Genomic DNA, 12,675 nt, shown 5'->3' on the forward strand with positions numbered 1-12,675 from the left:
AATACCGCACCGGTTGATTGGCGTTTTAGCACTGAGGATGCAAGGATAAAGCTAAAGAGACTTTATCCTAATTTATTAAGTTGAAGGAGTACTAGTGCCGATCTGCAAACCAGGTTGGCACATTATTATGAACAGCAAATCGCTTCACTGGTTGAACCGTATCGAAAAAGAATTCCCATACGTACATTAGTTCTTGAAGGTATCGTATTTCTGGAAATTATACGTGAAGTCTTGCGTAATAAGCATGACCTGGTCGTTAAAATGACTGACACAACTGACTGGCTGGGTCAGTTATTTAGCAGTGACGATATGCACCTATTGCGTAAGTGCCCTTGCCCTGTTTGGCTGGTCAAACCGAATGCCCCTAAAACATGCCGCAGAATTCTTGCTGCTGTGGACGTAAGTAATGATTGTACGGCGTCAGAACTAATGACAAGACAGGAATTGAATCAGCGTATTCTGCAAGCAGCGATTTCTCTTGCTCTTTCTGAGTTTGGTAGGCTTCATATTGTGCATGTATGGGATGCGATTGGCGAAAATCTTTTACGAACGCGTCGCGCGCTTTTTATGGATGCAACATATGACGAAATTACTCAATATATAGAACAAGTAAAAATACAGCATCAAAAAAACTTGAATTTTTTGATGCATGAAATGACGGATAGGCTTGGTAAGAGCACGATGGATTATCTTAGGCCGCAGCTACATTTAATAAAGGGGAGTGCGCGTAAGGAGGTTCCTGTTTTGTCTAAGCAACTTGAAGCTGATCTTATAATCATGGGAACAGTAGCCCGCACAGGTATTCCTGGATTTATTATGGGAAATACTGCGGAGGCAATTCTTAATCATATTAACTGCTCTGTGCTCGCAATTAAACCTCCAGGTTTTGACACGCCAGTGAAACTAGAAAACTAAACAATTTATTTCTATAAAACAACAGTCTCTAGTCTCTATAATAAATTTATTACTAATAACACAGTTTGTCTAAAAAAAAGTATTGTTGTATTTAGAATTCTGTTGATAGTTAATTACACAGATATGATAACAATTTCAAAACCGGTATTGCGGCAGTTTATAGCCTGATTTATCCATCATGTGCGGCCGCTAGCAATCAGCATCTACGTAGTAAGCCATTTTTCTGAAATTACAAACTGACAGAATTGCAATCCGTTTCTACTCAATGATATTAGTAAAAACCTTTGTCTGATTGCGTCAAATCATATAATGTGCATCAACGTGATCGGGTCGCGCTTGATAGCCATGATCATGATATTGCTCGATGGATGGGAATGCCGAGTCAAATTGAATTAAATCCGGTCTAGCTCCATCTAAGAATAAATATATCAGTCTGTATTAATGATTTCAGTCACGATCAGCGACTGGAGAATCAATTTTACGGTAACGCGGTTGCCTGTTCATTCAGGCAAGGTTCAACGGATCATGTAGGCAGTAATCAATTTTTCGGGGAGGTGGTTTAAATGCTGGAATCGTCATTTCGCATCGGTACTGTTGCGGGTATTCGGATCGGAGTGCATTACACCTGGTTTATTGTATTTTTATTGCTGAGCGGTGCGTTGGCGACTTATTTCAGAGAAACGCATAGCGAATGGAGCGGGAGCGTGGTGTTGTTGACAGCGCTGGTGACGACGCTGATGTATTTTGTAAGTATTGTATTGCATGAACTGGGACACAGTCTGGTAGCAATAGCGCGTGGTGTTCAGGTACGTGCGATTACACTGTTTATATTTGGCGGCATAGCGCAGACCGAAAAGGATGCGGATACCGCAGCAACTGAATTTTATATTGCGATTGCCGGTCCGCTGGTCAGTTTCGCGCTGGCTGTATTGTTCTATTTTTTGGGTTTATGGTTGATACCGTACAGTGAAATAGCCGCTGAAGCGTTGAAGTGGCTGGCCACGATTAATTTTGTTCTGGCGATATTCAATTTGGTGCCTGGTTTTCCTCTGGATGGTGGCCGCGTCTTTCGCGCTGTCGTATGGCGGTTTACCGGTGATGCCGTCAAAGGCATGCAATGGGCAGTTATAGGCGGAAAAGTGGTGGCTTACGGGCTGATGTTGCTGGGTGCGCTTGTTGGGCTGCAGCCGGGAATGCTGCTTAATGGCATCTGGTTGCTGGCGCTGGGCTGGTTTTTGTTTGCTGCAGCAGAAGGAAGCAGACGCGCCTATTTTTCGTCACGCCTGGCAGCGCATGTGCCCGTTGGCGAGGTGATGCAAAAAGATGTGCCGACGGTGTCCGCAGATATGAGCCTGCTTTATTGGATTGACGCGCAAATGTTACTGACAGGCCAACGGTCGGCGCTGGTGACCCAGGATGAAAAAACCGTTGGTCTGATCACTTTGAACGACATCATGAAATGTCCGCGAACGCAATGGCCGGATACTTCCGTGCGTCAGTACATGACACCGCTGGAACGTTTTCACTTCGTCAATCCTGCCAACAGCATGTTTGAGGTGTTACAGATCATGCGTGAACACAATATCAATCAGGTGCCCGTGATGGACAGTGGTGAGGTAGTCGGCTGGGTCGACCGTGAACGCCTGCTGAAAATTCTGGAACTGCATTCCGCGGTCGGTCATTGATGGCGTTACCGGAAATCAGCCGAATGGCGTCTTAAAAGGGCGGCAGACAGTTTATTTATTTTTTACAGGGGTTTCCAGTTACCCGAAACGATAAAGCCTGCCCAGTAAAATGGATGATTGCGATTTCTACCGTCGAGTATTTCCAGTTGTGTATTGCGCATGGCTTCTGAACGACCTTGTCTGTCGTTGATGAGACGGTCGTAATATCCAGCCATTAAATCCACGGTTGCACGGTCATCAATTTTCCACAGACTCATTACCTGCGTTTCTGATCCGGCAAGCACCAGCGCGCGGCGCAGGCCGAAAACACCCTTGCCGTTCTGAATATCACCTATGCCGGTTTCACATGCTGATAATACCACCAGCTGAGTGCTCCATAAGTCCATGCCGGTTACCTCGAGCGCGGTTACGATACCATCGTCATCACCGGATTTGAGTTGATTGGCGCCAGCCAGTGCGATACCAGAGCGCAGCAGCGGGTTTTCCTTGAATAACCGTTTTTCGGAATTTGTCACCGTGGATAGGTCTGATGGGTAAAATCCAGAAATGGGAAGTGCCCGCGCAGTATCACTGGATGCAGGCGCGGTTTCGTCCAAATCGTTCAGGAAGAAACCATGTGTTGCCAGATGCAGAATCTGTGGGCTGTCGAGATGCTTCAGTGCTGTTTCTGTCGCGGCCTGCCGGGTAAAAAGTCTTGCGTTTCGAAGTTTGTTCTGGAGTGCGGCAGCTTCAGCCAGCGTGCCAGGCAGCGACTGAAAAAACATTCGGTTAAAATCGATAGAACGTCGATCGCCCGATTCGTCGGAGTCCGTACCGTTAAATGCACTCAAGGTGTCATTTTTTTGCTGAAGTACAACGCCAAAATCAACATCGGCAAAAATCGCGGGTGGTTGCCGGTTCGCTACTTTGTCGCCGGTTTGTGCGTCAACTCGTAACAGGTCCCGCCCGGAGCTGAGATAGGTGAATTGATGCAGTTTGATCAAAAATTGATCATTTTCATCCATCAGTGCCGCAAAAGGGACCAGATTCAGTGCGCCATCCGGTGAGACAAGCACATTATTAATGTTTGCAGTGAATTTGCGTAGCGGTTCCATGATAAGCGCATCGAGCTCGCGTGCTTTTCGGTACACAGCGTCTTTGCGGGAATCATTCAGGCTGTCACGAAATTCGAAAATCAGCTTTTCAATGCTTTGTGCATTGCCCAAATCGATCGCTTCCGGATCGCCCTGAGGCTTCAGGATGTAGGCGGCATATCGAGCATCGCTCCATTGCTTTTTAATGGTTGCTCTGGGGTTGAACGGCTGGTAACGTACATATTCAATCAGTACTGCATCGTTGGGAATTGCCTGCTGGACAGCGTCCAGCGTGACCGGTTGGATTTGAGCCCGAAATTCCGCACTTTTTTTGCTGATTTGATCTTCAAGTCTGGAGGCTTCCCGTTCAAGCCGCTTTTTGCGACTGAAATATTCTCTACCCGATATTGTGTTTTGATATGCAAGGTTATACAGCCGTGAACGTTGCTGGTTGAACTCGGACAAACGGTCAAGCAGCGTTCGGCCTTCCGGGTCCATGCGTTTCCGAAATACGGACATGCTCGCATTCATGCTGTCAAGAATGCGGCCTTTCCGTTGCAGAACAACTGTGGTTGCGAGTCTAGCAGCATTTCTTTGTACAGTGGCGGCTGCGTTATCCATATGGAATGAAATTGCAGCGTCCAGCTCTGTCTGGATCGTAGCCAGAAAATCATGTTTTTTCTGTTCGGTGCCGTGCGTCATCATCGAACGCAAATAGCGGGCGCTGATTTCATTCGCGCGCTGTTGTAGCGCAAGTGCTTGCCGAATACTGTCCGGCTTGCCCTGAGCCCATAGATTCAAGGCAAAGTTTTGACTAAAAATGCCCATCTCGGGATGATCCGGTCCGAGCGTTTTGTCACCTGTTTGCATTAGCTGCTCAAATAGTGGCCGAGCACTTGCATAACGCCCCTGATCCCAATGAAGCAGCGCCAGATTGTTAAGAGTCCTAGCTACAAACGGATGATTTACACCAAGTTTATTCTGGTATATTTCCAGCGCTTGTCTTAATAATGGTTCGGCCTGATCCAGCTGGCCCTGGTTCCGGTAAAGCATGGCCAGACTGTTAAGACTGGCCGCAACATCCGGGTGATCAGGACCCAGCATTTTTTTTCGTATTTCCAGCGATCGTTTGTACAGCGGTTCGGCTTCGGCGTACTGTCTTTGCTCCCAATAAAGCAGCGCCAGATTGTTCAGGCTTTTGGCCACATCCGGATAATTCTGTCCCAGTACGGTTTCCCATATTTTTAACGACTGAAGATACAATGGTTCGGCGCTGGCATACTGTCCCAGGATCCGGTAATGTTCCGCCAGGTTATTCATACTCATTGCAACAGCCGGATGGTCCGCACCCAGTAATTTTTTGCGTATTGCCAGTGCCTGTTCAAGTAATGGTTCAGCCTTGATGTGTTGTCCCTGCGCATGATAAAGCATGGCCAGACTGTTAAGACCGGCCGCCACATCCGGGTGGTCTGTGCCGTATTCGGTTTTCCATATTGATAATGAGCGCTTCAGCAACGGCTTTGCTTCTACATAGCGGCCCTGATGATAATAAAGCATTCCAAGGTTGTTAAGGCTGGTTGCTACATGTGGATGATCGTTACCATATGCTTTCTTGAAAATTTCGAGCGATCGCTGATACAACGGCTCTGCCTTTGCATATAGGCCCTGATCGAGATACAGTGCAGCAAGATTGTTCAGACCTGTTGCAATATCCGTCTGGTCGGTGTTGGATGTTTTTTCATAGATATCCAGCGACCGTTCATATAGCGGTTCGGCTTCTTTATACAGACCTTGCGCATGATATAGGTCACCCAGATTGTTTAAAATGAGCGCCACCTCAGGATGTTCCGGGCCAAACGTTTGTTGTCGCATTTTGAGCGACTGCTCAAATAGTGCCTTTGCTTTGTCAAACTGAAGCTGGTCCCGGTAAAGCGAGGCCAGATTATTAAGAATTAATGTAACATTGGGATCAGTCGGGCCAAGTGTTTTTTCAAATATTTCAAGTGACTCTTCGTACAGCGCTATTGCTTTCTTATACTGTCTCTGGTCATGATACAGGTTGGCCAGATTATTCAGGCTGGCCGCTACCTCGGGATGATCAGGGCCGAGCACTTTTTTTCGAATAGCCAATGCCCGCTCAAACAGGGATTCGGCTTTGCTGCGTTGAGCCAGGTCCAGATACAGTAGCGCCAGGTTGTTCAGGCTTAGTGCAACTTCCAAGTGGTCGGGGCCCAATGCCTGTTCCAAAATGTTTGTTGACCGTTCAAACAGCGGTATGGCCTTTGCAAACTGGTTCTGGTTCCGGTAAAACACGGCCAGATTGTTCAGCGCGAGCGCCACATCCGGATGATCAGGACCGAACGCATTTTCCCGTATGGCAAGCGACTGATGAAACAGTGATTCGGCATCGCTATTCTGGCCCAGTTCCTGGTATACAGAGGCTAGATCATTAAGGACAATTGCTACTTCGGGGTGGTCTGCTCCAAGCGTTTTTTTTAAAATTTTCAGCGATTGGACATACAATGATTCCGCTTTTAAAGGTTGCCCCTGTTTTCTGTATAATGCCGCCAGTTCATTGTTGACCAATGCAACATCCTGATGTGTGTCTCCATGCAATTTTTTAATCAGATGCAGTGCACGCGTGAATTGCTGTTCCGCTTGGGCATACTGTGCTTGTTCAAAAAAAATCTTTCCCAGAAAAATATATCCAAGCGTACGGTATTCGGGATCCAGATCCGGTGTGTTTTCAGCAATCCGGATAAGTTTGCGCGTGGATATGGCGGCTTTTTCGTATTCACCCTGCTGAATCAGCGTTATGGCCTGATTGAGTAACGATTCCGGGGCGTTGTTCTGGGCATACGCAGGCAATGGTACGCCTGGATTCAGCAAAAGAAACAATAGCAACAATAATAAAAATATCCCTGCTTTCATGGTCACACCTTCTTGTCCGGTTATGTATCAGAGGCAGGATTTTCTGGAACTTTCTACCAATTTTTTCTGATAATACCCGTCATGTATCTGAACTGATTCGCGATACAATGCGTTGTAATACAGTTTGAGATTCGCATTCAGAAAAATGCCTTCTGATATATTTCAACAGGTTATCAAGATTGATGTGTTTCGTACAGTTTGGGCGATTGTTTGAAGAAGATTCTTGCCCGGACTGTTTTCGATCAATAAAACAGCAAACTTGTATATGAAAGCTTCACATAGACAATACAGTATTTCGCTTTATTGCTGTGCAATTCTGCTTTGTGCTATGTCCAGTTTACCAGCGACCGCCGCCAGACATGCGCTCCTTATCGGTATTCAGAATTATCTGGATACACCGCATTTTAGGGGTCGCGGCATACAGCAGCTTGCCGGACCACATAATGATATAGTGATATTGAAGGAATTATTGCTGTCTGAACGTTTTCAGTTTCCACAGAAAAATATAAATACCCTGCTGGACGAACAGGCCACGCATACCGGTATTGAAAAAGCTTTTCAGGACCTGGCTGCGCGTGTCCAGCCAGGTGATTTTGTGTATGTCCACTTCTCGGGGCACGGCAGCGAGCATGACAATTTTGACGATGAAGAAATTTCCGGCATGGATCAAACCTGGGTGACATATGGTTCACCTGACGCGGGGTCAAAAGACAGTCGCGACATCATAGACGACCAGATCAATATCTGGCTCTCGAAAATCGGCACTACAACTGACAACATCGTTTTTGTGTCAGACTCCTGTCATTCCGGGTCCGTCAGCCGTGGTCTTTTACCGGGTGTTCGCGCGATAGGCAAGGATAACCGGCCTTATCCCGGAATCACGCGCAGCGATAATCTCAAACCGGTGGGTATTCGAATCGGTGCCAGCGGAGATACCGAGAACGCCTATGAGTACCGTGTAGGCGGCAAGGTTTATGGCCGTTTTACCTGGCACTGGGCGCAGTCGTTAAGCATGATAAAACCCGGCGAAACCTGGAGCGATGTATTTCATCGTACCGAAGCGCTGATGCGCGAAGATACGATAACAGGCCTCGGCGTCAACAAACAACAGCCCCAGATCGCATCGCTGCACAGCCAGCATCACAATACCCTGGTGCTGGCTGGAGAAATACCGGAGAACCTGAACAGGATCATTGTTACGGCAGTGGATGAAGACGGGCAGTTACGGCTGAATGCAGGGCATATCAACAATATTACCAAAGGTTCTGTTTATACAATTGAATCTGCTGCGGATAAATCGACAGCAGTCAAAATAACCGACGTTGACACCTACACCAGTAAAGCGAGCATTATCAGCGGTGGCACAGTTGAAGTTGGCGACATTCTGATCGAACAGCACCGCGCTTACAGCTTTGACCCGATTCCGATTGTAATTGAAGGCGACGGACTGGTGGGGCAGGACCAAATTGATAGTTTTTCCGCCGGGATTGAAGAAATGCTGGATAAAAACGAATACCGGATGGTCAGTGAACGGCAAAACGACGGTTTTATCATTCGTTTGTTCAGACCTGAACAGCGCAACGGTATGTACGTTCGAGAGACAGGCAACAGCACTTTGCCAAAATCGCATCCCGATGCCGACCTGCAGGCGTGGGTGATGACCATGCAGGAGGATGTGCTGGATGAGGCCCTGCATGTGAATCTTGCCGGCGGCTTTGAGCAGGGTATTGATCAGTTGGCCATAAACATGGGAATACTGGTTGATCTGCTGGACCTGAAAAAACTGCAGAGTTCCCCGCCTGATATTCAAATCAGGGCGCATGAAATTATCAAGGACGAAACCTGTGATGAAAGCCATCAGACAGATGATTGTTTTAGACTGAAGAACAGGTACCGTATTACCCGGACACTGGATTTGAACCAGTTGAACGGACAGCAATTGCCACAGGGAAGCATCCTCGGATTCTCGGTCGCAAACAACGCCGATGAACCCTATTATATTTATCTAATGAGCCTGAGTCTTCGTGACGGTGGTTTTGTACAGTTTCCATATGGTGGCAGAACGGCCGAATATGCCCTGATCAAAGCAGGTGAATCCAGAAAGCTGACCGATGGCGGCGCGCTTGAATTTGCCAGCCCCGGTCTGGAAATTATCAAAGCCATCATCAGCCTGAGGCCCCTGGATACACGCGCATTTGAATTCAAGGGCGTCGCATCCTACCGAAGTACAGTCAAAGTAACTACGCCGCAAAATCATCTGGAACAGTTGCTGAACCGGACGGCACGAAGAGCGGTCAGACGATATGCACCAGAACCTTCTGAATGGGGTACAATACAGGCTGAAATCATGGTGACGGAGCGTGAGGAGATACAATAGGCTGCTGGAGAGTGATTACAATCGTGCACTCAGGGAAGGAAAAGCATTGTCTTCAGACAGCCAGTTTTTTGGCAGTCTGATTATGTGTGTAGATCATGACCTGCCAGTAAACCCACATAACGTTCAAGCACATATTTGTCCGGAACATCCAGCATATGCCGAATAAAATCAGCGCGGTGCCGTTCATCGTAAAACGGTCGGTGTGTACGGTCTTTCTTTTATTTTGCCTGCTCTTTAAACATGCTTGTACTTTTGAAAATGCTGGTAATCGCGCCTATTATGCCGACTACTGATGCAGTCACGATAGTAACAGCTTCACCCGACACAAGCGCGATACCACCGATAATCAGAATCATCAGCAAACCGATGGGTAATCGGTAATCTTTCCAGAAACCGGCTTCTCCTTCATGCACCAGTTGATTGATAGTATCTGGGGTTTCTGCATTGCGGACAAAGTACGCAAAACTGCTGTTTACAATCTCCAGGCGGCCATGTTCAACCTTGATTAACCCGCTCACAGCCAGATGCTCAATCATCTGTGTGTTGGATGGATTGAGTCTCTGTTGTTTTTCGAGGTTGAGCAGTGCCAGTTTTTCGGCATTTGAACAGGACTCCCATTTAAATCGATAAAGCGCACCTGCACGCATCAAGATGTAATGAATGGTTGTCAGACGGGCTTCAATAGTCGCATCTTTGTGTTTATTCCATGAATCCTTTTCTGTGAATTCGAATGTATCCGGGGTATCACGAGACAAAAATGACAATTCGGGAAAATCGGTAATCTCCCGCATTAAAAACTGTTCATCTATTTGCTGTTCAAACTCTTTAGCGACTTTGACATTGAAATCCATGAGGCACTCAGCCCACGAAAGATATTCGGCATGCTTCAGTACTGGTCCGCAATTCATTTGCAGTGGGTCTTTCATTTTGATTCGCTGTAAATTGTGATGCTCCGCATAGATGGTAAATGAATTTAACTGATTTGCCAGTGTGAGTGATTTCAATTCCATGATTAAATCGAGCAGGTTTTGCCTGAAATCGGGCTGGGCAAGGCATGCTTCAATGTCCCAGATTTGAACATCCAGTTTATTGTTGGCAGGATTTTGCTCGACGTTCAGCTTCAGATTAGGCAGGGCATGCGTTTGCGTACCGAGTCTTTGCAGACAGGGGCTGAGTTGATAAAGCGTATCAAAACCTGTTAACAGAATATGCTGCCTGGATTCGGCTGACTGACTATTGTGCATTGCAGCGGTTCCGAGCAGCAGGGCCAGATCTATACCATTCAGTTTTGTACGATCGCACTCGATTATCAGTTTTGAATGATACTGGTTCCAGTCAGATTGTGTAAATTTTGCCTGGGTTAGTTTTTTGATATGCTGCAAAAAACGATCCGAGCAATACAGCCGTTTCCATAGCGTTTGTCGAGTGAATTTGTACCAAAACCAAATAATGCACAGAATCATGGCAAATGAGACTACCAAAGTGAAAATGGATGCGAAGGTTACGTTGTCCGCATGCCACCAAGAAGTATCGTTGTTTACTTTCTGCAGTGTAATTGATTCAGTAGGAGGCGGTCTAGAAGTCACCAATTGAAGATTATATATCCATTGCCAGAAATCTATCAGGGAACTCAGACTAAGGTAATCTCCAGGGTCGGTTTGCGACGAATGATTTTGACATAAACCATTACCTTTATTGTGGTTCTTGCTCTTAGTCGGCCAGAATCCTTCTTCTTCCAATCTTTCCTGTAAGCAGCAAGTTACAGGCAATAATGTTAATGGAGGTATTCGATGGTCGGTGATGGAGTTTGGATAGCGACTGATGGCCATCTTGAAACTTTCCTGGCGTTTATAATGCAGCCAGTTACAGTGAACTTGCTGATAGTGAAATTCCAGTGTTTTTAGCGGTATTTGTCCCACATCCACGCTATACAGATACGCGAGCTTGACCACCAGCAGAATAATTGCGGGAATAAATAATTTGTAGCGAATGGTTTTGCATAAGAATATCAGTATTCCGGTGATTAAAATTGATAGATACAAAGCAAAATTTTTTGACGAATCAGACGGGGCCCCGTCCAGAACCAAAATTAGACCGGTATAATAGGACGTATAGATAACACATAGAAGCAGTGTAACGGCCATAAAGATTTTTCTGCCGTTGATTGATTCATGTATCAATAATATGTTCTTCAGCGTACTGGACCAGTTCAATTTGCGGATGACATAGAGTGAAAGGGCCAACAGCACTAGAACGATGGCAAAGTTAACGCTGATGATTAAAAACTGTTTGGCCATGACAACGTCCAGGCCTTCGTCTGGATAAAAGATTACAATTGCCCAGTCGTCTACCGGCGCCCCGACTGACTTGAATCGTCCCGGTTGTCCGTGGTAATGGCCGCTCATCACTTCCTTGTTGACTATCCCGAAACGATCCAGCCCCGTTCTGAGCCATTCGCCCAGGTTGGATTGATTGTTACCGGAGTAATACAGGTTTTCGACCAGGGTCCGGCTTTCATCGCTATGGAACAGTACATCACCGCTACTACGTTCAATCACCATATAGATAAAGTCAAAAGGTGCAGGAACCGCCAGACTGACTGAAGGCAAAATGACATCGGCTGCCAGAGTGTAGGCAAGTGATGATTGTGATTTGTCTTCGATAGAAGACTGGTCAACCATGGGCATGGAAATGGTAGTGCCACGTGTGCCATCGCTCATATTGAGTACACGCTGAATGTATACATTCTTATAAACACATTCATTCTCGTTGTCGCACAGATCCAGCTGCCAGCCCTGAAAGCTTCTGACTTTCTTGTAATAATCACGGTGGGCCAAGTTTAGTATCAATGGAGGCGCATTGCTTTCACGGTAGAATATCGGCGGCAATGTCGTTTTGCCTTCATCGTTCATCGCCAGAACACTGAGAATTTTATCGGGTTTGTCGTATTTTCCGACAGGGACAGGTAAAGAGAGATAGGAATAGAATTTGTCCGTATTATTTGGATCATTCACCTCGATAATTTGATTGCCTGCCACAAACCCTAATGTATACAGGCTGTTAGGGTTGTTATGATATGCTTTAAGCAATACTTCCTCTGCGAATCGATCCAGTTTTAAGTTCGATATTTTGATCTCACAATGTTCGTCTTCTGAAGGCTTGTTAATTCGGTAGTCTGTAGCCTGCGTAAATGCATAACTCGGTAATATTTTTCTAAAACCGTGCGAGCATTCCTTGCGTACAACGATGGAATTCAAAGAGTCCTTGATAAGATTCAAAAATACTTTAGTTGCGGGCTCCTTGCATATTAAATCCTGTGGGGATTCCGAACAGATGGTAGAAACCGGTGGAAATTGAACTGGTGGAAATTGGTCCAGCCCGGTGATTAATTTCTGATAGAAAGGTCTGTAACTGTCCAGTCTGTTAAATACGAATTCGAGATCATCCCTTAAATCCGAGGATAGTTTCTCTCCATATTCGGCGGCGTAATGATCTTTATTTGCCTGTAAAGCAGTTTTCTGCATAAACGCCAGCAACAGGGCAATAAGCGCGATGATAAAACCGTAGCTCGAAGCCATGGTAAACCTTCGGTAACCAGGGCCGATAGGTTGGTTTTTGGGTAGCAGATATAGACGAAGCAGGGCCCATACAAACAATGAAAAGATGAGTGATACCAGTAATAATGGTAGATCTC

The 12,675-nt window shown here is 46.2% G+C and carries 5 protein-coding genes; 3 read left to right on the forward strand and 2 right to left on the reverse strand.

Annotated elements, in window-relative coordinates; genetic code table 11:
- Window positions 1-114: 114 nt before the first annotated feature.
- Together BMY62_RS08895 and BMY62_RS08900 are read left to right on the forward strand one after the other, a co-directional pair.
- Entirely contained in the window at window positions 115-915 is an 801-nt protein-coding gene (locus tag BMY62_RS08895; protein ID WP_090658773.1) for a universal stress protein, read from the forward strand.
- A 563-nt stretch (window positions 916-1,478) separates the two neighbouring features.
- Window positions 1,479-2,600, forward strand: a complete 1,122-nt coding sequence (locus tag BMY62_RS08900) for a site-2 protease family protein (RefSeq protein ID WP_090658775.1) — start codon at window positions 1,479-1,481, stop codon at window positions 2,598-2,600.
- Window positions 2,601-2,662: 62 nt separating this feature from the next.
- Here the strand turns inward: BMY62_RS08900 and BMY62_RS08905 are convergent, their stop codons facing one another.
- On the reverse strand, window positions 2,663-6,604 hold the full coding sequence (locus tag BMY62_RS08905; protein ID WP_090658777.1) for a CHAT domain-containing protein: 3,942 nt from the start codon (window positions 6,602-6,604) through the stop codon (window positions 2,663-2,665).
- 328 nt (window positions 6,605-6,932) lie between these two features.
- Between BMY62_RS08905 and BMY62_RS08910 the strand changes: the two genes are divergently transcribed.
- Window positions 6,933-8,981: a caspase family protein gene (locus BMY62_RS08910; protein ID WP_177170340.1), complete on the forward strand. Its 2,049-nt coding sequence runs from the start codon at window positions 6,933-6,935 to the stop codon at window positions 8,979-8,981.
- Between the two features lie 218 nt (window positions 8,982-9,199).
- Here BMY62_RS08910 and BMY62_RS08915 read toward each other — a convergent pair whose 3' ends face one another.
- Window positions 9,200-12,559: a hypothetical protein gene (locus BMY62_RS08915; protein ID WP_143058782.1), complete on the reverse strand. Its 3,360-nt coding sequence runs from the start codon at window positions 12,557-12,559 to the stop codon at window positions 9,200-9,202.
- Window positions 12,560-12,675 lie beyond the last annotated feature (116 nt).

This window comes from Nitrosomonas marina (genome assembly GCF_900111605.1).
GTDB lineage: Bacteria > Pseudomonadota > Gammaproteobacteria > Burkholderiales > Nitrosomonadaceae > Nitrosomonas > Nitrosomonas marina_A.